At 54.3% G+C, this 21,391-nt stretch carries 26 protein-coding genes; 10 read left to right on the plus strand and 16 right to left on the minus strand.

Features of this window, described 5'->3' with window-relative positions:
* Positions 1 to 5: 5 nt before the first annotated feature.
* The 5 genes from IEX96_RS03525 to hisB are packed head-to-tail and all read right to left on the minus strand — an operon-like array spanning position 6 to position 3,088.
* A complete protein-coding gene (locus IEX96_RS03525; protein WP_150004267.1) occupies positions 6 to 344 on the minus strand; it encodes a phosphoribosyl-ATP diphosphatase in 339 nt (112 codons plus the stop codon).
* Entirely contained in the window at positions 345 to 1,106 is a 762-nt protein-coding gene (gene hisF, locus IEX96_RS03530; protein WP_188873485.1) for an imidazole glycerol phosphate synthase subunit HisF, read from the minus strand.
* Positions 1,100 to 1,840, minus strand: a complete 741-nt coding sequence (gene hisA, locus IEX96_RS03535) for a 1-(5-phosphoribosyl)-5-[(5-phosphoribosylamino)methylideneamino]imidazole-4-carboxamide isomerase (protein WP_150004268.1) — start codon at positions 1,838 to 1,840, stop codon at positions 1,100 to 1,102. Before hisA ends, hisF begins: the two co-directional genes overlap by 7 nt.
* Entirely contained in the window at positions 1,837 to 2,493 is a 657-nt protein-coding gene (gene hisH, locus IEX96_RS03540) for an imidazole glycerol phosphate synthase subunit HisH (protein WP_150004269.1), read from the minus strand. Before hisH ends, hisA begins: the two co-directional genes overlap by 4 nt.
* 1 nt (position 2,494) lies before the next feature.
* A complete protein-coding gene (gene hisB / locus IEX96_RS03545; RefSeq protein WP_150004270.1) occupies positions 2,495 to 3,088 on the minus strand; it encodes an imidazoleglycerol-phosphate dehydratase HisB in 594 nt (197 codons plus the stop codon).
* 169 nt (positions 3,089 to 3,257) lie between these two features.
* Here hisB and hslV point away from each other — a divergent pair, with 169 nt between their 5' ends.
* Entirely contained in the window at positions 3,258 to 3,818 is a 561-nt protein-coding gene (hslV, locus tag IEX96_RS03550; RefSeq protein ID WP_150004271.1) for an ATP-dependent protease subunit HslV, read from the plus strand.
* The gene (gene hslU / locus IEX96_RS03555) at positions 3,815 to 5,128 is read left to right on the plus strand and encodes an ATP-dependent protease ATPase subunit HslU (RefSeq protein WP_188873486.1); all 1,314 of its coding nucleotides are present in this window, start codon (positions 3,815 to 3,817) and stop codon (positions 5,126 to 5,128) included. Before hslV ends, hslU begins: the two co-directional genes overlap by 4 nt.
* 17 nt (positions 5,129 to 5,145) lie before the next feature.
* Here hslU and IEX96_RS03560 read toward each other — a convergent pair whose 3' ends face one another.
* From IEX96_RS03560 to IEX96_RS03570, 3 genes are read right to left on the minus strand one after another with little or no spacing between them, the layout of a single operon-like run.
* Positions 5,146 to 5,760, minus strand: a complete 615-nt coding sequence (locus IEX96_RS03560) for a Smr/MutS family protein (RefSeq protein WP_150004272.1) — start codon at positions 5,758 to 5,760, stop codon at positions 5,146 to 5,148.
* Entirely contained in the window at positions 5,757 to 6,995 is a 1,239-nt protein-coding gene (gene mltA / locus IEX96_RS03565) for a murein transglycosylase A (RefSeq protein WP_188873487.1), read from the minus strand. The genes IEX96_RS03560 and mltA overlap by 4 nt, the downstream gene beginning before the upstream one ends.
* Positions 6,996 to 7,017: 22 nt before the next feature.
* Positions 7,018 to 7,686 carry a Tim44/TimA family putative adaptor protein gene (locus tag IEX96_RS03570; protein WP_188873488.1) on the minus strand — a complete coding sequence of 223 codons (669 nt, stop codon included), beginning with the start codon at positions 7,684 to 7,686 and terminating at the stop codon, positions 7,018 to 7,020.
* Between the two features lie 156 nt (positions 7,687 to 7,842).
* On the opposite strand from IEX96_RS03570, the gene IEX96_RS03575 reads away from it, so the two are divergent.
* Entirely contained in the window at positions 7,843 to 8,289 is a 447-nt protein-coding gene (locus IEX96_RS03575) for an FxsA family protein (RefSeq protein WP_150004276.1), read from the plus strand.
* Positions 8,290 to 8,439: 150 nt separating this feature from the next.
* Positions 8,440 to 9,009, plus strand: a complete 570-nt coding sequence (gene secB, locus IEX96_RS03580; RefSeq protein ID WP_150004277.1) for a protein-export chaperone SecB — start codon at positions 8,440 to 8,442, stop codon at positions 9,007 to 9,009.
* Positions 9,010 to 9,117: 108 nt separating this feature from the next.
* Here secB and dnaQ read toward each other — a convergent pair whose 3' ends face one another.
* Genes dnaQ through IEX96_RS03605 form a run of 5 tightly spaced genes read right to left on the minus strand, consistent with a single transcriptional unit; the run spans position 9,118 to position 12,776 of the window.
* On the minus strand, positions 9,118 to 9,804 hold the full coding sequence (gene dnaQ / locus IEX96_RS03585; RefSeq protein WP_150004278.1) for a DNA polymerase III subunit epsilon: 687 nt from the start codon (positions 9,802 to 9,804) through the stop codon (positions 9,118 to 9,120).
* The gene (coaE, locus tag IEX96_RS03590; protein ID WP_150004279.1) at positions 9,797 to 10,471 is read right to left on the minus strand and encodes a dephospho-CoA kinase; all 675 of its coding nucleotides are present in this window, start codon (positions 10,469 to 10,471) and stop codon (positions 9,797 to 9,799) included. Before coaE ends, dnaQ begins: the two co-directional genes overlap by 8 nt.
* 4 nt (positions 10,472 to 10,475) lie before the next feature.
* Positions 10,476 to 11,345: a shikimate dehydrogenase gene (locus IEX96_RS03595; RefSeq protein ID WP_150004280.1), complete on the minus strand. Its 870-nt coding sequence runs from the start codon at positions 11,343 to 11,345 to the stop codon at positions 10,476 to 10,478.
* Positions 11,342 to 11,950: a Maf family protein gene (locus IEX96_RS03600; RefSeq protein ID WP_150004281.1), complete on the minus strand. Its 609-nt coding sequence runs from the start codon at positions 11,948 to 11,950 to the stop codon at positions 11,342 to 11,344. Before IEX96_RS03600 ends, IEX96_RS03595 begins: the two co-directional genes overlap by 4 nt.
* Positions 11,937 to 12,776 carry a pyruvate, water dikinase regulatory protein gene (locus IEX96_RS03605; protein WP_150004282.1) on the minus strand — a complete coding sequence of 280 codons (840 nt, stop codon included), beginning with the start codon at positions 12,774 to 12,776 and terminating at the stop codon, positions 11,937 to 11,939. Before IEX96_RS03605 ends, IEX96_RS03600 begins: the two co-directional genes overlap by 14 nt.
* A gap of 35 nt (positions 12,777 to 12,811) precedes the next feature.
* On the opposite strand from IEX96_RS03605, the gene IEX96_RS03610 reads away from it, so the two are divergent.
* From IEX96_RS03610 to rho, 4 genes are all read left to right on the plus strand, one after another.
* Entirely contained in the window at positions 12,812 to 13,195 is a 384-nt protein-coding gene (locus tag IEX96_RS03610; protein WP_150004283.1) for a hypothetical protein, read from the plus strand.
* Positions 13,192 to 14,235: a uroporphyrinogen decarboxylase gene (gene hemE, locus IEX96_RS03615; protein WP_150004284.1), complete on the plus strand. Its 1,044-nt coding sequence runs from the start codon at positions 13,192 to 13,194 to the stop codon at positions 14,233 to 14,235. Before IEX96_RS03610 ends, hemE begins: the two co-directional genes overlap by 4 nt.
* A gap of 15 nt (positions 14,236 to 14,250) precedes the next feature.
* Positions 14,251 to 14,682 (plus strand): protoporphyrinogen oxidase HemJ, encoded by a 432-nt coding sequence (hemJ, locus tag IEX96_RS03620; protein ID WP_150004285.1) that lies wholly within the window; start codon positions 14,251 to 14,253, stop codon positions 14,680 to 14,682.
* A 286-nt stretch (positions 14,683 to 14,968) separates the two neighbouring features.
* The gene (gene rho, locus IEX96_RS03625; protein WP_149999973.1) at positions 14,969 to 16,225 is read left to right on the plus strand and encodes a transcription termination factor Rho; all 1,257 of its coding nucleotides are present in this window, start codon (positions 14,969 to 14,971) and stop codon (positions 16,223 to 16,225) included.
* 173 nt (positions 16,226 to 16,398) lie between these two features.
* On the opposite strand, the gene IEX96_RS03630 is transcribed toward rho, so the two are convergent.
* The 3 genes from IEX96_RS03630 to IEX96_RS03640 are packed head-to-tail and all read right to left on the minus strand — an operon-like array spanning position 16,399 to position 19,615.
* Complete coding sequence (locus IEX96_RS03630) at positions 16,399 to 17,103, minus strand: dienelactone hydrolase family protein (RefSeq protein ID WP_150004286.1); 705 nt, start codon at positions 17,101 to 17,103, stop codon at positions 16,399 to 16,401.
* Positions 17,104 to 17,142: 39 nt separating this feature from the next.
* A complete protein-coding gene (locus tag IEX96_RS03635) occupies positions 17,143 to 17,610 on the minus strand; it encodes a methylated-DNA--[protein]-cysteine S-methyltransferase (protein WP_150004287.1) in 468 nt (155 codons plus the stop codon).
* Between the two features lie 4 nt (positions 17,611 to 17,614).
* Positions 17,615 to 19,615 carry a thioredoxin domain-containing protein gene (locus IEX96_RS03640; protein WP_150004288.1) on the minus strand — a complete coding sequence of 667 codons (2,001 nt, stop codon included), beginning with the start codon at positions 19,613 to 19,615 and terminating at the stop codon, positions 17,615 to 17,617.
* Between the two features lie 88 nt (positions 19,616 to 19,703).
* On the opposite strand from IEX96_RS03640, the gene IEX96_RS03645 reads away from it, so the two are divergent.
* Together IEX96_RS03645 and mnmE are read left to right on the plus strand one after the other, a co-directional pair.
* Positions 19,704 to 19,949 carry a DUF6489 family protein gene (locus tag IEX96_RS03645; RefSeq protein WP_150004289.1) on the plus strand — a complete coding sequence of 82 codons (246 nt, stop codon included), beginning with the start codon at positions 19,704 to 19,706 and terminating at the stop codon, positions 19,947 to 19,949.
* Positions 19,946 to 21,313 (plus strand): tRNA uridine-5-carboxymethylaminomethyl(34) synthesis GTPase MnmE, encoded by a 1,368-nt coding sequence (gene mnmE, locus IEX96_RS03650; protein WP_150004290.1) that lies wholly within the window; start codon positions 19,946 to 19,948, stop codon positions 21,311 to 21,313. Before IEX96_RS03645 ends, mnmE begins: the two co-directional genes overlap by 4 nt.
* Positions 21,314 to 21,391: the final 78 nt, after the last annotated feature.

Genomic DNA, 21,391 nt, shown 5'->3' on the forward strand with positions numbered 1-21,391 from the left:
ACGCCTCAAGAAGAGCGACGGGCCTTTTCCTCAAGGCCCGAAAGCCCTTCCCGGCGGGCAAGCTCGGCCAGAATATCCGAAGGGTGAAGCCCCGCATCGGCCCATAAAACCAGCAGGTGAAACAGCAGATCGGCGGATTCCTCAATCATATCCTGACGATCATCCAACACCGCAGCCAGCGCTGTTTCCACCGCTTCTTCCCCCAGCTTTTGGGCGATTTTCGTGCGGCCCTTGGCGTAAAGATGCGCCACATAGCTTTCATCGGCAGCCGCCGTTTTTCGGCTTTCGATGGTTTTGAAAAGCTGGTCCAAAGGCGTCCAATCGGTCTGTTTTGTTCCGGGCATTTATTCCTCCCGCACTGCAATGCCAGCCCGCGCCATATGCGCCTTGGCTTCAGCCACGCTATGCGTACCAAAATGAAAGATCGAGGCCGCCAGCACCGCCGACGCATGGCCCTTTATAACCCCGTCCACCAGATGATCGAGACCGCCCACGCCGCCTGAAGCGATAATCGGAACAGGAACCGCATCGGCAATACTGCGGGTAAGCGACAGATCGAAACCGGCGCGGGTGCCATCGCGGTCCATAGACGTGACCAGCAATTCCCCGGCCCCCAAACTTGCCGCCTGTTTGGCGAACTGGATGGCATCAATGCCGGTGGGCGTGCGCCCGCCATGGATGAAAATTTCCCAACGATCCGGCCCCACGGCCTTGGCATCCACCGCCACAGTGATACATTGGGAGCCAAATTTTTCCGCCAATTCGGCAATCAATTCCGGATTGGTGACCGCCGCCGTGTTGATGGCGATTTTATCCGCACCGGCCAAAAGCAGTTTCCGCACATCCGCAGCCGAGCGCACCCCGCCGCCCACCGTCAACGGCATGAAACACATTTCGGCGGTGCGAGCCACCACATCAAACAGCGTATCACGCTTTTCATGGCTGGCGGTGATATCGAGAAAACACAGTTCATCCGCGCCCGACGCATCATAAAACCGCGCCTGTTCAACCGGGTCGCCCGCATCCACAAGATCGACGAAATTGACGCCCTTGACGACCCGTCCGTCTTTCACATCTAAACAGGGAATGATGCGTGTTTTCAACATGGTACAGATAAAACCTCAAGCGCCGCTCGCAAATCGATGGCCCCATCATAAAGGGCGCGGCCAATAACCATACCATCAATGCGCCCCGTGGTTTTGTGGGCCATCAGGCGCAGGCTTTCCACATCCGCCATATCACGCACGCCACCAGATGCAATCACCGGAATTGTCACCGCATCGGCCAGATCCGCCACCGCCTGCCAATTCACCCCCATCAACATGCCATCGCGGTCGATATCGGTGAAAATGATCGCCTCGACACCCGCATCTTCAAACCGTTTTGCCAGATCGGCAGCATCCATTTGCGACGTTTGCGCCCAACCTTCTGTAGCCACCTTGCCGCCCCGCGCATCGATACCAACAACGATACGGCCCGGATGCGCCTTACACGCCGCCTTCACAAGATCGGGGTTTTTTACCGCCACAGTGCCCAAAATCACCCGGCGCACCCCCAATTCCAGCCAATGATCTATATTTTCCATGCTGCGCAATCCGCCGCCAAGCTGCACCGGCACATCCACCGATGCCAAAATCGACTGCACAGCTTGCGAATTTTCAGACCGTCCGGCAAAGGCCCCATCCAGATCCACCAGATGCAACCATTGGCAACCCGCGGCCACAAAGTCTCGCGCCTGCGCCGCCGGATCGTCATTGAAAACGGTGGCTTTGGCCATCTCGCCTTTCAACAGGCGCACGGCCTTGCCATCTTTCAAATCAATCGCCGGATAGATGTTCATGGTTGCCATTCCAAAAAATTATGCAGCAATTTGAGACCGGTTTTTTGGCTTTTTTCAGGATGAAATTGCACCCCGACAAGCGTATCGCGCCCGATGGCTGCCGTTAATGCCGCCCCATGATGTACCTGTGCCAAAAGATCACGGTCCGATGCCAAGGCCATATGATAGCTGTGCACAAAATAAGCATGATCTCCCGCCTTGATGCCGGCAAATAGCGGATGACCCTGCCCTTGGCCGGTCAGTTCCAAAGCGTTCCAGCCCATATGCGGCACTTTCAAAGCCGGGTCCCTGGGCTTGATGGGCTCCACCTGGCCTTCAAACCAGCCAAAGCCCGTATGGCGGCCATGCTCCAGGCCAATCTCGGCCATCAATTGCATGCCCACGCAAATGCCCAAAAAGGGCCGCGCTTTGTTTATGGCCACCTCTGTGATGGCTTCAACCATGCCGTCAATGGCGGATAAGCCGGCATAACAATCACCAAAAGCCCCAACGCCGGGCAGCACCACATGATCGGCGGCCAAAACGTCTTTGGTCTGGCCCGAAACCACAATGCGGCCCCCAAGGTCCGCTTCCGCGGCCACCCGCTCCAAAGATTTGGCCACCGAGCGCAAATTGCCGGAGCCATAATCAATCACACAAACCGTTTGAGCCATATCAACCGCCAATGGTTCCCTTGGTGGAGGCAACCTGATCGCCCCGACGGGGATCAAGCTCCACCGCCATCCGCAAGGCCATGGCCAGTCCCTTGAAGCAGGATTCGATTTTATGGTGATTGTTCAGCCCATAGAGATTTTCCACATGCAGCGTTATGCCTGCGGCAAAAGCAAAGGCGCGGGCGAATTCTTCGAACAATTCCGTATCCATTTCCCCCAAGCGGTCCTGCGTGAAGGCCAGTTTCCACACCAGAAAGGGCCGCCCGGAAATATCCACCGCCACCCGGCTCAGGGTTTCATCCATGGGCACATAAGCATGGCCATAGCGGCGGATACCGCGCCGCTCGCCCAACGCTTTCTTGAGCGCCAGACCAAGGGTAATGCCCACATCTTCCACCGTATGATGGGCGTCGATATGCAGATCACCTTCGGCCTTGATGGTGATATCCATCAGGGAATGGCGGGCAAGCTGTTCCAACATATGATCGTAAAAGCCGATACCGGTGGCAATCTCCGCCCGGCCTTCGCCATCAAGGCAAAGGGTAACGGCGATATCTGTTTCCTTGGTTTTACGCTCGACACTGGCACGGCGCATGGGCCAAATCCTTCCAACGGCATCTTTGGGACTGTGCTGGCTATAGCAGCCACAAAGGCCAAGGCCAAGCGGCACGACCATGCACCTGTGGAACCAATCATTCCGGCTCCCTCGTCTTGCGATTAGCGGGGGGGCTGTCTATATGCCTTTGGTCATTGAAGGGAGAGCCATGACAGATCAAGAGAGCAAATTTCCCGGCTGGCACGGCACCACCATTTTATGCGTGCGCAAAGGTGGCACGGTGGTGATGGCCGGTGATGGACAAGTGTCCATGGGCCAGACCGTTGTGAAGAACAATGCCCGCAAAGTGCGGCGCATTGGCAATGGGCAGGTGATTACTGGCTTTGCCGGAGCCACGGCCGATGCCTTTACCTTGCTGGAGCGGCTGGAAGCCAAGCTGGAACGCCATCCCGGCCAATTGATGCGCGCCTGTGTGGAATTGGCAAAAGACTGGCGTACCGACCGGTATTTGCGGCGGCTGGAAGCCCTGATGGCGGTGGCCGACAAGGATGTAAGCCTGTTGCTGACCGGCACCGGCGACGTTTTGGAGCCGCAAGATGGCCTGATCGGCATCGGTTCGGGCGGCAATTTTGCCTTATCGGCGGCCCGCGCCTTGCAGGACCTTGATCTTGACGCCGAAGACATTGCCCGCCGCGCCATGAAAGTCGCCGCCGATATCTGTGTCTATACCAATGAAAATGTCCTGATTGAAAAGCTAGAGATCAAATGACATCTTTTTCCCCTCGTGAAATCGTTTCCGAACTGGACCGCTTTATTGTCGGCCAGAAAGATGCCAAACGCGCGGTGGCCATTGCCCTGCGCAATCGTTGGCGACGTCAGCAGCTTGACGACACGCTGCGCGATGAAGTGCTGCCGAAAAATATCCTGATGATCGGCCCTACAGGGGTGGGCAAGACCGAGATTTCCCGCCGCCTTGCCAAGCTGGCCCATGCCCCTTTCATCAAGGTGGAGGCCACAAAGTTCACCGAAGTGGGCTATGTGGGCCGCGATGTGGAACAGATCGTCCGCGATTTGGTGGAACAGGCCCGCTCCATGGTCCGAGAGGAAAAGCGCCGCGATGTAAAATCTCAGGCGGAACTGGCGGCGGAAGAACGGGTGCTGGATGCGCTGGTTGGCAAAACGGCCTCCCCCGATACGCGCCAAAGCTTCCGCGTGAAATTACGCGAAGGCCAGCTCAATGATAAGGAAATCGAGCTGGAGTTGGCCGATACCGGCCCCACCGGCATGCCCACCATGGATATTCCCGGCATGCCCGGCGCTCAAATGGGCATGATCAATTTGCAAGATATGCTGGGAAAAGCCTTTGGTGGCCAAAAAACCAGCCGCAAAAAAATGACGGTCGGTGAGTCCTATCAATTGCTGATCAATGAAGAAAGCGACCGCCTGCTGGACGATGATGCCATCACCCGTGACGCCATCACCGCAACAGAACAAAACGGCATCGTGTTTCTGGACGAGATCGACAAGGTTTGCGCCCGCGAAGATATGCGCGGCGGCGATGTCAGCCGCGAAGGCGTACAACGCGATTTGCTGCCACTGATCGAAGGCACAAGCGTTTCTACCCGCTATGGAGCGGTGAAAACCGATCATATTCTGTTCATTGCCTCTGGTGCGTTTCATCTGGCCAAGCCGTCTGACTTGTTACCGGAATTGCAAGGGCGTCTCCCCATTCGGGTGGAGCTGACGGCCTTAAACAAGCATGATTTCGAACGCATCCTGACAGAACCGGAAACCTCGCTGATCCGCCAATATAAAGCGCTTTTGGCCACCGAAGGGGTGATGCTGGAGTTCACAGAAGACGGGATTGCCGAAATTGCCGGAATTTCTGCCGATATAAACAGCAAGGTGGAAAATATCGGCGCACGGCGGCTGCATACGGTCTTGGAACGGGTGCTGGATGATATCAGCTTTACCGCCTCGGACCGGGCGGAAGAAACCGTTACCATCACCGCCGACTATGTGCGCGAACATCTGGGCAATCTGGCCGATCAATCCGACCTGTCGCGCTTTATTCTCTAAAAGCAGCCCTTATAATTCTAGCGACGGCGGCGCAACAACACATAAAGCGCCCCGTCGCCACCATGATTGTCATGGGCCGGGCCATAGCTGTGCACAAGGGCCGATAGCTGCGGCGATTCCAGCCAGATCGGCACCATCCGCTTTAAAACGCCAGAGCCAAGGTCAAAACTGTCGCGGCGGCGAAAAGCCACCGGATCGTCACCCAATTGCGCCCGATGCCGTCCGCCTTTCCCGGTAATAACCAAAACGGCCCGCTCACCGCGCGAAACGGCCGATGCGATATGGCCGCAAAGCCGCGTAAAAGCCTTTTGCTGCGTCAGGCCATGCAAATCGATACGGCTATCGATCGGTTTGTGTCCCCGGGCCAATTTGCGTTGTTGCCGCCGATCCAATGTCGGAGAAACAAGCGCGGCGGGCGGGCCCATCTCTTGAGGCTTCACATCATAGCCAAATGCCGACATACGTTGCGAAATCACATCCCCGGCTGCCCGCGCCGCCCCTTTGCCCGGATGGCTGTTTTTGGGCAAGGGCGGGGTCGCCGGACGGTCTTTCAAGGGGCGTACATCGCGAATGATGCTGTCCCATAATTTCTGATCATCAGAGCTGATATAATTCTTGCGGCGGCGGGTCATGCGGAAGGCTCCGCAGCATGAAGCAGCCTGTCCGCCAAAGCATTTGGCAAAAGCAGCCAGAACCGGCCTTTATTGGCCATATGCCCGGCGATATATGCAGCCTCTTCGCCAAATCCCCAAAAGACATCACCGCGCACCCCGCCGCGAATGGCCCCACCGGTATCCTGAGCGATCATCAGGCGCTGCAGGGGCAGCGGCGGATTGCCCGGCGTTTCAGGATCGGGATAGGTGGTATCCAGCCACAAGGGCGCGCCAAGAGGCAGATAGGCGCGATCCACCGCCAAGCTGCGTCCCTCTGTCAAGGCAACACCTTCTGCACCCAATGGGCCATCGCCTTCAATCTGGCGGAAAAACACATAAGAGGCGTTTTCCGCCATCAGATCAGCCCCGGCCACCGGATTGTCCCGCAACCAATCAGCGATGGCGGGCGCGGAAATCTGCTCGCGCGGTAAAATCTTGCGCGCCACCATCAAGCGGCCAAGGGACGTATAGGCATGGCCATTGGGCCCATCATAGCCCAATGCAATCACCGAACCATCGGGCAAGCGTGCCCGGCCAGACCCCTGAATTTGCAAGAAAAACACATCCACCGGATCATCGGCCCACAGCAATTCCAAACCACGGTTTGCCAATGCACCGGCCTCGATCTCGGCACGGCTGGCAAAGGGGCGCAGGCGCCCATCCACCACTTCACCGGCGATGCGGCGACCGGCCAAATCCTTGCGGAAATGCCCCAAATCTACCGTAACAAGCTCTGGCGGGCGGCGATAAAGTGGAATATTATGGGCGGCATCAGGGGTTCGACTGGCATGTATCAAAGGCTCGTAATAGCCGGTGAACAGCCCTTGATAAGAGCCATCAAACATCACCGCCACCGGCGTAAAGCCCTCCTCGAAATACGCCCTGATCTGCTCTCTTTCCCCGTTATCCAATGCCAAGGCCGCCTGGCAAAGCTCTGCCCAGTCACCCGCAACACCCCCCACAGAAGACGGGGTAATCGGACGGTCTTCGGGAAGGTCAAGCCGGCGGGCGCAACTTTTATGGAATGCGGCAAGGGCGGAGGACAGATCATCGGTGCCCCAACCGGGAAGATCGCTCCACCGGGCCTGTGACCAGCTTATGCCTGCTTGTGGCTTGGGGCCTTTTTCATAGGGCCAGCCAAAGACAAGCCACAAAAATGCACCCAGACCGGCCAAAACAAGAAACAAACCGATAAGGGTGCGTTTTTGAAGCATCACAAAGCCTAATGGAACGGGATCACTCGGAACGGGTGGCCACCAAAAGCCAAGCGGGGTCCGATGATTTCAAATCGCGTTCAAAGGTCCAGACATCATTCACCATCACGGTGTCCGAACTATTGCCCTCGATCACCTCATCGCGGTCATTCATCGTTACCAGAACGATTTCCGCCTTATAGGCCACGGTAATTTCCGCCACCGATCCGACTAATTTGGCATCCTCGATGCGGACATCCACAAGATCAAGCACCCGGCCCTGCGCCGTTTGGGAAGCCTCTTCCCGTGCGGTGATGGCGGCGTTGAAATCTTCATAAACATCATCATTCAACAGCCCGCGCAGTTCTTCGCGGTCACCCCGCCAAAAGGCTTCCAAAACCATGGGATAAACCGACCGCGCCCCATCGATGAAGGCATCCACATCAAAATAGCTGTCCACCTTTTGCATGGCGCGAAAGGCTTTGCGCAGGGCGGGGTTTGCTTCCAGCCGCACAACGGATTCCCGATCCATCCGGGCTGCCACGGGGTCATCGCCAACATCGGGCTGACCCACATGAGGTGCGCTGCCATCTGGGCGATGTTCAGGCTCTTCGCCGGTCCGCCGCCCTAGAAGGCTGCGTAAACGCAATGCGATAAAGCCCGCCACCATGGCCAGCAAAATGATATCGATAAATTGAAAACCTTCGCCCATTCCAAAATCCTGAATGTGGTACTGCTTTTGATCGGTCCGTCTTATGATATCATGAGACGGCTTTACCCCAAGGACAGATTGCCATTGCCGTTTCTATGCCTACATCTATAGACGAATACGCACGATAGATAAGCCTCTCGCCCCGAAAGGACAAGCATGGCGCTGCTCTTCCTTCTTTCTCTTATTCTCACACCGCTGGTGGAAATCAGTATTTTTATCTCTGTCGGTGAAGACATTGGCGCGTTTCCCGTGCTGGTTCTTATCCTTGCCACGGCCGCTATCGGTGTGGCCATTGTCCGCGCCCAAGGCGTGGAGACCATACGCCGCGCCCGTGCCGAACTGGGCGCCAATCGGGCTCCGGTCATGGAATTGATGCATGGAGCAATGTTGGCTCTGGCTGGCTTGTTGCTGTTGATCCCCGGCTTTCTCACCGATTTTTTGGGCGCTTTGTTACTTATTCCACCTTTGCGCACATGGATCGCCTTGCGTATTTTTCGCCATAGCCGCCCCGGAAGTGCCCATGTGGTTATTGAAGGCGAATTTTGGGAACAGTCCGACACGCATAAGCCCGAAGACAGCGGCCCTAATGACCGGCTCCGATAAAGAGAGGCGGTCCTCCGGTGGCCTGAAGGTTGTCTGGCCCGCCGGTTCGTGCTAGCGAAATCGCGATCCTGAAAGGGCAGCACCATGACTGTTGCTCAATCAGACAGAATATATTTTGAAAACGCAGATCAGTTGAAGGAACGTCAGATCATGGCGGAAAACGAAACAAACGGTGGCGCACAGGGCGCGGCACAAAATCAGCAGACAGCACAGGCAGGGCCGGCAGCCGCCGTGCTGGCGCAATATGTGAAGGATCTCTCGTTCGAGAATCCCAATGCTGCCAAGGTCTTCCAGGCCCTGTCGAACCCCGAAAGCCCCAAACCCGCCATTGAAGTGAATGTCAATGTGGGGGCGCGGCGTATGGGTGACGAAGCCTATGAAGTGGATTTGAAAGTGACCGCCACATCAAAAGTTGGCGAAGACACCGCCTTTGCCGTGGAACTGCTTTATGCGGGCCTGTTCGGGGCGCGCAACCTGCCTGAAAACATGATTGAGCCGTTCTTGCTGGTACAGGCCCCGCATATCCTGTTCCCCTTTGCCCGCCGGATCGTTGCCGATACGGTGCGCGATGGTGGCTTTTCGCCTCTGATGCTGGACCCCATCGATTTTGCAGCGCTGTATCAGCAACAGCGTGCCGCGGCAGCACAACAGCAGCCCCAGCAAAGCGGAGCCACAAGCCTTGGCGAGATTGATCTGGGCGAGCCGCAAGGCAACGCCTGATCTTAGGGTCGGTTATAAAAGAAAGGGCCGGGGGCAGTGTCTCCGGCCTTTTTATATGGAGCCAGCCCCCAAATTCTGCATCAAGCGCATAGGGGATATGTTTGGCCCCTAATGTTCCCAAATGGGAGATTTCAAACGCTTGATAAAAGCCTGATGAGCCGCCAATTCCGCCTCACTGGGGGCATGGGGGCGGGGATCGCGACGGATCGGTTTATCGAAAGCGGGGCCGTTTGTGGCCAGATTTTTCTTGGTACGCCCACCCGCCTGAAAGCCAAGGCCATGTTGCCGTCCGCCGCGTAATTCCAGATAAACTTCTGCCAATATCTGGCAATCGAGCAGAGCATCATGGTGTTCTCGCATGGAATTATCCACGCCCAGCCGCTTGCACAGCGCATCCAAAGACAATTTTTGCCCCGGAAAGCGCCGTCGGGCGATTTCCAGCGTATCGACAAAGCGCGTTTTCGGAAGCACGGGACGCTGGATTTTTTTCAATTCGAAATTGAGAAATTTCATATCGAAATCGGCATTATGTGCCACCAGATTGGCCCCATCCACAAAGGCCAGAAAATCATCGATCACCGCATCAAAGATGGGCTGGCCTTCCAGCATGGCATCGGTAATGCCATGCACCGCCGCGGCACCGGGGTCCATTGGGCGCATGGGATTGATAAGCGTCATATATTCACGCCCGGTGGGCAGAAAGTCGATCAGTTCCACCGCGCCGATCTGCACCAGACGATGCCCTTGTGACGGGTCCAGACCGGTGGTTTCCGTATCAAACACAATTTCACGCATGGGGCGGTTTCCTGTCGGCAGGCAAAGCAAGAGTGGGCCAATGATCATCCGTAACAGGCCAGGGCCAAACACCGGCCTTCACGTCCTGAAGATCACGTAGCATAGCGGTAATATCGCGCAGCATGAGCCGTTTTCCATCCCCTGAATTCAAAATATAATCGGCGCGGCGGCGTTTTTCCGCATCGGGCAGTTGTTGCGCAAGCACAGCGTTCAATCGCTGTTCTGTCATCCCTGGCCTTGCCAATGCCCGCGCCTTTTGCACAGGCGCCGGGGCGGAAACCACTGCAACCCGATCGACTTTCGCTTCGCCCCCGGTTTCAAATAATAACGGAATATCCAGCGCTGCCAAAAAAGATGCCTTTTGATCCGCATCGGCTAAAAACCGCCTTTGCGCATCAAACACTTTGGGATGCAAAATCTGCTCTAATTGCGCCAGTTTATCCGGCTTGCCAAAAACCTGCGCCCCCAAGGCCTTACGGTCCACCGCCCCGTTTTGCTTAACACCGGGAAAAGCCGCCGCCACCGCATCCACCGCCCCGCCACCTTTTGCCAGCAGGCTATGAACGGCCGCATCGGAGTCAAAAACCGGAATATCAAAGCGGCGCAACATGCGCGCCGCCTCGCTTTTGCCCATGGCAATGGACCCTGTCAGCCCCAAAACAATCACGGATTCAATCTCCGTCCAAAGCTTTCAATAAAAGATCCTGAACCTGCGCATCCACAGACGGTTTTTGTCCGAAAAAGGCATCAAAGGCCGGAACGGCTTGATGGATCAACATCCCCAGCCCATCCACAGCAACCAGATCACGCGCTTTCGCTTTTTTCAAAAGCTCTGTTTGCAAGGGGCGATAGACAAGATCATAAACCACCGATCCGGAAGGCATCAAAGACAGGGAAATATCCAAAGGCGCTTGCCCCACCATGCCCAAGCTGGTGCTGTTGACCAACAAATCCACATCTTTCAACAAGGCCGTGCGATCTTGCCAGCCTGCGGCAACCACGCGCTTGTCATCCAGTGCCGCCACCAATGATTGAGCCCGTTCCTGAGTGCGGTTGGCGATATAGATCTGCGCCGCTCCTGCATCCAAAAGCGCCACTACCACCGCTTTTGCGGCACCGCCCGCGCCCAGCACAAGACTATGCGCATTTTTGGCACGCCATTGGGGCGCACTTTGCTGCAAATGGGCAAGAAAACCACCGGCATCGGTATTCCGGCCAAACAATCGCCCATTATGATCCACGATGACCGTATTCACGGCCCCGATACGCCGCGCCAAAGGATCAAGACGGTCCACCAGTTTTGCCGTCATTTCCTTATGGGGAACCGTTACATTGACCCCGGAAAACCCCATAGGCACAAGCGACCGAAGCGCCGCTTCCAGATGTTGCGGCCGGATCATCAAGGGAATATAATCCCCTTTTATATTCAATTGATTAAGCCAATATCTGTGCAAAAGCGGTGACAAGGAATGTCCGATAGGCCAGCCCATCACGCCAGCCAGTTTCCCCGCTGCGGCGGCATTTTGTGATCCAATGCTCATTGCGCCATGATCCCATGATCTCGTAAGGCACCCAATAAGGGCAAAAGCGGCAAGCCGAGAACGGAAAAATAATCCCCGTCGATGCGTTCAAACAATGTCGCGCCCTCGGCCTCAAGCCGGTAGCCGCCCACACATTGCAACAGCTCCTCATCAGCCTGATCCACATAGTGACCCAGAAAGTCATCACTAAAATTCCGCATGGACAGGCTGACAAAACAATCCGTACACCACACACAAACCCCGCCCTGTATCAGGGCCACCGCGCTGTGCAAATGGTGGCTCTGGCCGCGCAAATCCTGCAATTGGGCACGCAATTCTTGCCGATTGGCCGCTTTGGAAATCAGGTTTTCCTTATAAAGCAGCGTCTGATCCGCACCGATAATCCAATCATCGGGATGGAGTTTGGACACCGCTTTTGCTTTGGCAGCCGCAAGCGCCGGAGCAATCTGGTCCACCGCCCCGCCTTGATCCCTTATCTGTGCTTTGATCCGGCTTTCATCCACAGCACTTACGATTTGACGAAAAGCCACACCGGCACTTTTTAGCAAATGGGCACGGGCAGGGGACCGGGACGCCAAAATAAGCGCCGGATTATTTTCCCCCATCAGACAGACCCGCTTCACGTGCAGAATGGAGACGCAACACCGCCGCTGCCGTTTCTTCAATAGAGCGGCGGGTCACATCAATCACCGGCCATTGATGGGCGCTACATAACCGCCTGCAGGCCAACACTTCCTCTTTGATCGCCTGCATATCCACATAGCTGGTGGACGGCGCCTCTTTAATGGTGCGCAAGCGATTTGTACGAACCTGAACCAGACGATCCGGGCTGGCGGTCAGACCAACCACAAGGGCATCCAGGGGACCTTCTAATTCGGGCGGCAGGGGCGCATTGGGAACAAAAGGCACATTTGCGGTCTTAAAGCCTTTATTGGCCAGATAGATGCTGGTGGGGGTTTTCGATGTGCGCGACACCCCCACAAGAATGATATCCGCCGACATCAACCCCGTTGCCAATTGCCCGTCATCATGGGCCATGGTGAAATGCAACGCATCGATGCGGTCAAAATAATGGCGATCCATTTCATGCTGGCGGCCGGGGAGCCCGCGTGACCGCGCCCCTAAAAACTGCCCCAGGGATTCAATGACCGGATCCAGAACCGACACATGGGGAATATTCAAAGCCGCACAACGGCGGGTCAGTTCACGCCGGATATCTTCATTCACCAAAGTATACATCACCAGACCGGGGCGATCTTCGACAAACTCCATGATACGTTCCATCTGGCGCGGTGTGCGCACCATCGGCCACATATGCTTTTCGGCCCGCACATTTTCAAACTGTACCAAAGCCGCCTTGGCCATGGCTTCCAGTGTTTCCCCGGTGGAATCGGAAACCAAATGAAGATGAAACCGCTGTAAATCGGACATGGCTGTTCCCAATGTCATAACCCTGTGGATAACTTTTGAATGCTTTTGTCGTTTTCGAGAGTGCGGGACATTTGGGCAAAGTTGAAGGATTTTCTCCCATATTCGTTATCAGTTATCACCAGCCCAAAATTTTGTGGATAATTTTTCGCCTCTGTTTTTTCAAAGCCTCCCTGTTTGGCTGGCTTTTCAAAACAGAATTCATTGAAATATCACTCTCTTCCGTCCCGTTTTTCAAAAAGAATCCTCGAAATCCAAACGCTTTTCCAATCGGTTTTCCTACTGGAAATAACGATCCACAAACTGTAGATCATTCTGTGGATAACATTTCATCCCCGTTACCCACAGGGATTCACTACCATCACTACCTCTTTATTTTAAAAGATAGTAAGTGGTGGATAGCCAAATCGGAGCGGCAATGAGCCCAAAACCCCTTCTCAATGTTCTTCAAGGTCAGCGCGAAACCCGCCCTCCTTTCTGGTTTATGCGTCAGGCTGGACGTTATCTGGCGGAATATCGGGCTGTCCGTGAAAAAGCCGGATCTTTCCTCGATCTGGTTTATGCACCGGATTTGGCCACCGAGGTTACGTTGCAGCCGGTCGAACGGTTGAACACCGATGCAGCGATCCTGTTTTCCGATATTCTGATCGTTCCCCATGCTTTAGGGCAGGATTTGGATTTCCGTCAGGGCGAAGGGCCGGTTCTCGATCCCATCCGGTCCGTGAAAGATCTCCACCGTTTGTCGCACCAGCGCTTGGATGACCGGGCGGCCCCGGTTTATCAAACGGTGCGCCAAGTTGCTGGTGCCTTGCCCGACCATGTGGCTTTGATCGGCTTTTGCGGCGGGCTTTGGACCGTTGCCAGCTATATGGTGGCCGGACGCGGCGGGGATGATCAGGCCGCAGCCAAAGCCTGGGCTTTTTCTGATCCCGAAGGCTTTGATGCGCTTTTGAAAATTCTGGAAGATGCCAGCTTCACCTATCTGATGGGCCAGATCAAAGCCGGGGCAGAGGTGATCCAGATTTTTGAAAGCTGGGCCAGCAATCTGCCCGAACCAGCCTTTGAACGCTTTGTCATCGAGCCCACAAGGCGTCTGGTGGCGCGTTTGAAGGATGCGGCTGGGGATGTTCCCATTATCGGCTTTCCACGCGGTGCGGGGCCTCTCCTGGGGCGTTTTGCCGAACGCAGCGGCGTGGATGCGGTCTCTTTGGACAGTGGTATGGTTTTGTCTTTTGCTGATGAAACCTTGCCAAAAGGATTGGCTGTGCAGGGCAATCTGGACCCGCAATATGTGGTGGCAGGTGGGGCTTTGATGGAAAAGGAAGCAACGCGTATTTTGAACGCCCTTTCAAACCGTCCGCATATTTTCAATCTGGGCCACGGCTTTGTGCCCTATACTCCGGTTGATCATGTGGAGCGTTTGGCGGCATTTTTACACGGTTGGCCGGATCAAGCGGCCTAAAAGGACTTTTCCATTATGGACGGGACGCTTTATTTATGGGTGAAAGCCCTGCATCTGATTTCGGTGATTTTCTGGATGGCCGGCATGTTTATGCTACCGCGCTATTTTGCTTATCATGCCGAGGCTGACATTGGCTCGGACGAAGACCGGAAATGGCAAGAACGAGAGCGTAAACTTCTGAGAATCATCATTAACCCGGCGATGATCGCCACATGGGTTTTTGGTATTTCTTTGGCAATGTCCTATGGCTTTTCCGAAATCTGGCTGCATGTAAAATTGCTGTTCGTGGTGGGATTAACCCTGTTGCATCATGGTTTGTCCCGTTGGCGGAAAGCCTTTGCCCGCGGCGAAAACAGCCACAGTTCAAAATTTTATCGTCTGGTGAATGAAATTCCGACGCTTTCAACCATTGTGATTGTCATTCTTGTGATTGTAAAACCCTTTTGATGATAAGGGATTATCCATAGTTCTTGATAAGATGAGGCGCGTTTTCCGAACGGCAATGGAATTATTTTTCTTGACTTGCCAAATCCAGATGATAGCGTTCTGGGAAAGTGGCATAGCTGTATGAAGGATTTTATCTTCATAAAATTGGATGTGCCGCACCGTCTCTGAAATTAGCCTCATATAATCTTGATCCTGATTTATAAGGCTGATTGAAGTTCCCGCCTTATCCAATGTCTCCTCATCCTAAAGCGTTTGGTTTTTTAACCTCGCTCAGAGTCACAACTTCATGAATCTGCAAGACCTAAAGAACAAGACCCCCAGTGAGCTGTTGTCTCTCGCTGAGGAACATGGCGTTGAAAATGCCAGCACCATGCGCAAACAGGATATGATGTTTGCCATTTTGAAAAACCTGGCCGAACGGGGCGAAGATATTTCCGGCGGCGGGGTTATCGAAATTTTGCAAGACGGATTTGGGTTCTTGCGGTCGCCCGAAGCCAATTATCTGGCAGGACCGGACGATATTTATGTCAGTCCCAGCCAGATTCGCCGCTTTGGTTTGCGTACCGGTGATACGGTTGAAGGGCAAATTCGTGCGCCAAAGGATGGCGAGCGCTATTTTGCGCTTTTGAAGGTGAATACCATCAATTTTGACGAGCCGGAAAAAGCCCGTCATAAGGTGAATTTCGACAATCTGACGCCGCTTTATCCCGATGAACGGCTGTCTTTGGACCCGCAAGATCCCACCGTCAAGGATTTGACACCGCGCATCATTGATCTGGTGGCGCCGATCGGAAAAGGTCAGCGTGCCTTGATCGTGGCGCCGCCGCGCACCGGGAAAACCATGGTTTTGCAAAATATCGCCAAAGCCATCACCCGCAATCATCCGGAAGTGTATCTTTTGGTGCTGTTGATCGATGAACGGCCTGAAGAAGTGACGGATATGCAACGTTCTGTGAAGGGCGAAGTGGTGTCTTCCACCTTTGATGAACCGGCAACCCGCCATGTTCAGGTGGCGGAAATGGTGATCGAAAAAGCCAAGCGCCTGGTGGAACACAAAAAAGATGTGGTGATCTTGCTTGATTCTATCACCCGTTTGGCCCGCGCTTATAACACCGTGGTTCCCAGCTCTGGCAAGGTGTTGACCGGTGGTGTAGATGCCAATGCCCTGCAGCGCCCCAAACGGTTCTTTGGTGCGGCGCGTAATATCGAAGAAGGTGGATCACTGTCGATCATTGCCACGGCCCTTATTGAAACCGGATCGCGCATGGATGAAGTGATCTTTGAAGAATTCAAGGGAACCGGTAATTCCGAGCTGGTTCTGGATCGTAAAGTTGCTGATAAGCGAGTCTTCCCGGCTATCGACATCCTGAAGTCCGGAACCCGGAAAGAAGAATTGCTGATCCCCAAAGCGGAATTGGCCAAAACATGGGTTTTGCGGCGTATATTGCAGCCTATGGGCACCACCGATGCCATCGAATTCCTGGTTGGAAAGCTTAAAGAAACCAAAACCAACGAGGATTTCTTTACCTCGATGAACCAATAAGCCGAAATTTCTCGGCCAATTATTTAAAAGCCCTGCCAATATGGCGGGGCTTTTTATTGCCCAGCCGCCAAGATTTTGGTTCTAAATATGGTTGTGGCCTATCCCATAAGGAAAGGGCGGCATATGTTCCACGTGAAACAAACACCGCCCTCTTGGAAAGCTATTGCTAAAATTTATCCCAGCCGGGTTTTTAAAAATTCCAGCGTTCTGTCATTGGCTTTTTTAGCGGCTTTTTCATCATAATGCGTGCCACCCGGGCGGGCGAAAGCATGGTTCATGCCTTCATAGTCATGGAGTGTGATGTGGGGATGGTTATCCAGAGCATTGTGCATGGCTTGTTGTGCCGCTTTGTCGACAAATTCATCTTCTGTGGCCACATGCAAAAGAAGATGTCCTTTGATATTGTCGGCTTCATCCAATTTGCTATCGATGCTGACGCCATAATAGCCGACAGCAGCATCGGCATCGGTCCGGCATGCGGACAAATAAGCGAGAAACCCGCCAAGGCAATAGCCGATAACACCCGCTTTTCCATTGGAGCCATCGGCTTTGCGTAACCAGGACAAGGCTGTTTGAATATCGTCTATGCCTTTATCCACATCAAAGCCTTGATAGAGTTCAAAGGCGCGATCCCAGTCCTTTTGTATTTTGTCGTTCAGTTGAATACCCGGCTCTTGTCGCCAGAAGAAATCCGGGCACAGGGCCATATAGCCTTGATTGGCCAACTGATCGCAAATTTCGCGCATGGGTGTGTTGATGCCGAAAATTTCCTGAATCACCACGACCCCCGGCCCGGTTCCAGAGTCGGGAAGGGCGAGATACCCTGTATAGGACCCAGACCCGTCTTTTGCGTTCAGGGTGATATATTTGGCCGGCATTTCAGATCTCCACTTGGCAAAATTGAAAAGGGAAGCGTGTTAAAGGTCTAGTTGATGGGGGATGTTTATCCCTTCAAGGCGCAAAAGCGCCTGTTTCGTTTCCACACCGCCTTCGCCGGAATATCCAGTGAGCTTGCCATCGGCGGCGAGAATACGGTGGCACGGAATAAGGATGGGCAAAGGATTGGCCCCGCAAGCTCCCCCAACAGCGCGGGCGACCGATCCGGTTTTTTCCGCCAGTTCTTTATAGCTGATGGTGGTGCCATAAGGGACGGTGGAAATAGCTGCCCAAATGGCTTTTTGATGATCGGTCCCTTGTGGGGAAAAGGGCAAATCAAAATGGGTGCGTGTGCCATCGAAATAGGCGTGTAACTGGGAGCAGGCTTCTTCCAAAAGGGCACTGGGGGCTTGATCCGCACCCCAGCCCCAATCCAGTGCCACAAGCGCACCATCTTCTTCAAACAGGGTCAGGTCCCCAAGAGGACTGTGCAAAGAGAGTAACGGCATGTGCCTATCCTTTTTGGGTTTGCCGGGCCTTTATAAGGGCGGCCCGTAAATCATCCGATGGCCCAAGAGGCGGTGAGCAGCTTTGATGGGCGCAAATGGTCAAATTATCCGGCGGCAGGGCTTTTGAAAGATCGTCATGGATCACTGCATTGGGCAGGGAAAGATTATAGACGGCGTTCATGAATGTAGTTTGGCGTGCTGTGCCATCTTTATGTCCAAGGGTAATGTCCACGCCATTGATCAGCGTGTCATAGCCATTCAAAAAACCCAGAAGAGGGAAAAACTGCCCCACGGCCTCACCGGAAAAGGCGGCGACAAGGCGTTCAGCCCGGTCTTTCCAAACCGGATCGCCGGTAATCATGAAGAGTTGGGAAAAGCATTCCAAAAGTGTCCCATTGCCAGAAGGCTGTGCGCTATCCCGAACAGTTTTCGGGCGCAAGATCAAATTGGCATCGTCTTTGGCACTGGTAAAATATCCGCCTTCTTGTGGATCGGCAAAGAGCATTTCCACCACAGCACACCAACCGAGAGCGGCATCCAGATAGTCCGGTTTTCCCGTGGCTTGATAAAGCGCAAGGGCAGCAAGGATCATATGCGCATGATCGTCCAATAAGGATATCTCCTGACGGCGGGATTTTCGTGCAGAATGATAAAGACGGCCATCAGATCCGCTCATATCAAGCTGGATCGCCTTGAATGCGATTTGTGCCATATCCAGCCAATCGGAGCGATCGAAGGCACTTCCCGCATGACAGGCGGCGCGGATCATCATGCCGTTCCAGTCGGTCAAGGTTTTATCATCCCATCCCGGACGGGGACGAAAGTCGCGTTCACGGAATAAAATGGTCCGGCAATCGGCCAAACGGCGTTCGGTTTCCGCATCCAAGGGCCAGGCTCCGGTCAGGCGGTTGGGAATGGAGACACCCTCCCAATTGCCCTGCGGAGAAATATCATAGACATGTTTGAACAAGGCTGCGTCATCGGCATTTAAATGCTGGTCGATTTCTTGCGCTGTCCAGACATAGAATTTACCTTCTTCGCCTTCGCTATCGGCATCCAGGGACGAGGCAAAAGCTCCGGACTCTACGGTCATTTCCCGCCGCACCCATTCCATGGTTTCAGCGACCCGCTGTTTATATAGATCCGAGCGTGTTTCGCGCCATATTTGCGTGTAAAGATCGATCAATAACGCATTGTCATAAAGCATTTTTTCAAAATGCGGGACCAGCCAGCGTTCGTCCACGCTATAGCGTGCAAAGCCGCCGCCCAGATGATCGTAAAGACCGCCTAAAGCCATTTGGTCAAGGCTGCGGATCACCGCATCGGACCAGTGGGCATTTTGGGTCCGGATGGCTCCACGCCATAAAAACTCCAGCAAGAAAGGTTGCGGGAATTTCGGAGCGCCGGCCATACCGCCATGGCGCGGGTCCATATGATGGACCAGCTTTTCCGCTATCTGATCCAGCATATCGGGGGCAAGATCTTGTCCCGGCCTGGTTTTGTTTTGCTGTACCAGATGGGTCATAAGCGATTGGCAGTTCTTTTTTACGGCATCCGGATTGGCATGATAAATTCCCGAAACGCGTTCTAGAACATCGGCAAAGCCCGGACGGCCATGGCTGGCGGCTGCGGGGAAATATGTGCCACCCCAAAAAGGAGTTCCATCGGGCGTCAAAAACATGGTGAGCGGCCAGCCGCCTTGTTGTCCCATAATGGTAAGGGCCGACATATAGATAGTATCCAGATCGGGTCTTTCTTCACGATCAACCTTAATATTAACAAATAAATCGTTCATAAGATTGGAAATATCTTCGTTTTCGAAACTCTCATGGGCCATCACATGGCACCAATGACAGGCGGCATAACCCACAGATAAAAGAATTGGAACATTGCGCTCTTTGGCTTCGGCTAGCGCTTTTTCTCCCCAAGGACGCCAGTGGACCGGATTGTCTGCATGCTGTAGAAGATAAGGGCTTGATTCAAAGCGTAAACGGTTGTCTGTCATGGAATCTGGTCTCACATTGAAGATCGTTCGGGGGGCCGTGGACGCAAAGGCTACGCCCCATGATCGCACATCGCAAGGAGACGTTGGAATGAAGATTTCTATGGATGTTGACTGTACCCCAAAGGAACTGCGCACATTCTTTGGCTTGCCGGATGTGGAACCCTTGCAAGAAGAAATTTTGGCCCAGATGAAACGCCGTGCCAGTGAAGGATTAAGCCCTGAAGACATGCAAAACCTTATGTCGGCGTGGATGACAGGGGCGACGACAGGCATGGAAAAACTTCAGAAAATGATGTTTTCAGCAATGAAGCCCAGCGATAAGCCGCGCGGATGACTCTTCTCCGAAACAGAGAGTGCGATTTTGAAAGCATCTTTGCCCTGGCAAGCGCCCGCGGCCGGGCCGGTGTGTCTGTGATCCGTATTTCAGGCCCGCAAGCGGCCCTGGCTTTGCAAGTGTTGACCGAAAAACCGTTGCCAACGCCGCGTATGGCGCAGGTGCGGGCTTTGTACGATCCCGCGAATGATGCCCATCTGGATGATGCGCTGGTCTTATATTTCAAAGCCCCTGCCAGCTTCACCGGTGAAGATGTGGTGGAACTGCATGTGCATGGGGGCCGTGCCGTTCTGGACGGGGTGCTGGATGCGTTGTCGCGGATCGAAGGGTTGCGTCCGGCTCTGGCGGGGGAGTTTTCCCGTCGGGCCTTTGAAAATGGCCGGATGGATTTAACCGAGGCCGAAGGGATCAATGATCTGGTGATGGCCGAAACGGCTTTGCAGCGTATGCAGGCTTTGCGGCAGATGGGCGGGGCCTTGGGCGCACTTTATGAACGCTGGCGGATGGCGTTGCTGGAAGCGTTGGCGCGGATCGAGGCGGATATTGATTTCCCAGATGAAGATTTGCCCGAAGATATGACCCTGTCGGTGAAGCCATCTTTGGAAGCCCTCTGTTCCGAGATGAAAACCCATCTGGCCGATGGACGGCGCGGCGAGCGGTTGCGGAACGGGGTATCTATCGTGCTGTTGGGGGAACCCAATGTTGGAAAATCCAGCCTGTTGAACACCATTGCCAAGCGGGATGCGGCGATTGTGTCTGATATTGCCGGAACGACCCGCGATGTGATCGAGGTGGCTTTGGATCTGGATGGCTATCCGGCTACTCTAATCGACACGGCAGGCTTGCGCGAAACTGCCCATAGCATTGAAAGTGAAGGTGTGCGCCGGGCTTTGGAGAGGGCGGAGCATGCAGATATTCGCCTGGTTCTGGTAGAAGCGAAAGACTGGCCCGCCTTGCCAGAACCCATCACGGATTTGCTGGATGAACAGGCAATTTTGGTGGTGAATAAAGGCGATTGCCTGGAAACACCTTCTTATGGCCAGCAAAAGGATGCACTACCGACATTTGTTACTTCGGTGACCGAGCAGCAAGGTCTTGATGCCTTGATGGCCTGTCTTACGCAAAAGGTTACAAGCCTGTGCGATATTGGCGAAGCACCCGCCATTACGCGCATTCGTCACCGTATGGCCTTACAGGAAGCGGTCGATTGTTTGGAGCGATTTTTCCAATCCGCACAACAAGATGCAGTATTGGCGGCGGAGGATGTGCGCTTGGCCACACGGGCTTTGGGGCGGATAACCGGTCGAGTGGATGTGGAGTCTTTGTTGGATATCGTGTTTTCTTCCTTCTGCATCGGGAAGTGATGTTTCACGTGGAACATCGCTAAGTTCTACGGAAATCCGCCAGATATCGTCCTTCTTGTTTGACCTTTCACAACAGGC

Origin of the sequence: Iodidimonas muriae (assembly GCF_014647255.1) — a bacterium.
Taxonomy (GTDB): Bacteria; Pseudomonadota; Alphaproteobacteria; order Sphingomonadales; family Rhodothalassiaceae; genus Iodidimonas; species Iodidimonas muriae.

Bases quoted from the DNA above. Each gene is read 5' to 3' on its own strand.
- IEX96_RS03600 (WP_150004281.1), bottom strand. From the start codon at position 11,950: ATGGGGGAAAATAATCCGGCGCTTATTTTGGCGTCCCGGTCCCCTGCC.
- rho (WP_149999973.1), top strand. From the start codon at position 14,969: ATGAATCTGCAAGACCTAAAGAACAAGACCCCCAGTGAGCTGTTGTCT.
- IEX96_RS03575 (WP_150004276.1), top strand. From the start codon at position 7,843: ATGGCGCTGCTCTTCCTTCTTTCTCTTATTCTCACACCGCTGGTGGAA.
- IEX96_RS03645 (WP_150004289.1), top strand. From the start codon at position 19,704: ATGAAGATTTCTATGGATGTTGACTGTACCCCAAAGGAACTGCGCACA.
- IEX96_RS03640 (WP_150004288.1), bottom strand. From the start codon at position 19,615: ATGACAGACAACCGTTTACGCTTTGAATCAAGCCCTTATCTTCTACAG.
- mnmE (WP_150004290.1), top strand. From the start codon at position 19,946: ATGACTCTTCTCCGAAACAGAGAGTGCGATTTTGAAAGCATCTTTGCC.
- hslU (WP_188873486.1), top strand. From the start codon at position 3,815: ATGACATCTTTTTCCCCTCGTGAAATCGTTTCCGAACTGGACCGCTTT.
- hemJ (WP_150004285.1), top strand. From the start codon at position 14,251: ATGGACGGGACGCTTTATTTATGGGTGAAAGCCCTGCATCTGATTTCG.
- IEX96_RS03605 (WP_150004282.1), bottom strand. From the start codon at position 12,776: ATGTCCGATTTACAGCGGTTTCATCTTCATTTGGTTTCCGATTCCACC.
- hisF (WP_188873485.1), bottom strand. From the start codon at position 1,106: ATGTTGAAAACACGCATCATTCCCTGTTTAGATGTGAAAGACGGACGG.
- hisA (WP_150004268.1), bottom strand. From the start codon at position 1,840: ATGAACATCTATCCGGCGATTGATTTGAAAGATGGCAAGGCCGTGCGC.
- secB (WP_150004277.1), top strand. From the start codon at position 8,440: ATGGCGGAAAACGAAACAAACGGTGGCGCACAGGGCGCGGCACAAAAT.
- dnaQ (WP_150004278.1), bottom strand. From the start codon at position 9,804: ATGCGTGAAATTGTGTTTGATACGGAAACCACCGGTCTGGACCCGTCA.
- hslV (WP_150004271.1), top strand. From the start codon at position 3,258: ATGACAGATCAAGAGAGCAAATTTCCCGGCTGGCACGGCACCACCATT.
- IEX96_RS03560 (WP_150004272.1), bottom strand. From the start codon at position 5,760: ATGACCCGCCGCCGCAAGAATTATATCAGCTCTGATGATCAGAAATTA.
- IEX96_RS03635 (WP_150004287.1), bottom strand. From the start codon at position 17,610: ATGCCGTTACTCTCTTTGCACAGTCCTCTTGGGGACCTGACCCTGTTT.
- IEX96_RS03595 (WP_150004280.1), bottom strand. From the start codon at position 11,345: ATGAGCATTGGATCACAAAATGCCGCCGCAGCGGGGAAACTGGCTGGC.
- IEX96_RS03525 (WP_150004267.1), bottom strand. From the start codon at position 344: ATGCCCGGAACAAAACAGACCGATTGGACGCCTTTGGACCAGCTTTTC.
- mltA (WP_188873487.1), bottom strand. From the start codon at position 6,995: ATGCTTCAAAAACGCACCCTTATCGGTTTGTTTCTTGTTTTGGCCGGT.
- IEX96_RS03630 (WP_150004286.1), bottom strand. From the start codon at position 17,103: ATGCCGGCCAAATATATCACCCTGAACGCAAAAGACGGGTCTGGGTCC.
- IEX96_RS03570 (WP_188873488.1), bottom strand. From the start codon at position 7,686: ATGGGCGAAGGTTTTCAATTTATCGATATCATTTTGCTGGCCATGGTG.
- hisH (WP_150004269.1), bottom strand. From the start codon at position 2,493: ATGGCTCAAACGGTTTGTGTGATTGATTATGGCTCCGGCAATTTGCGC.
- hemE (WP_150004284.1), top strand. From the start codon at position 13,192: ATGAGCCCAAAACCCCTTCTCAATGTTCTTCAAGGTCAGCGCGAAACC.
- hisB (WP_150004270.1), bottom strand. From the start codon at position 3,088: ATGCGCCGTGCCAGTGTCGAGCGTAAAACCAAGGAAACAGATATCGCC.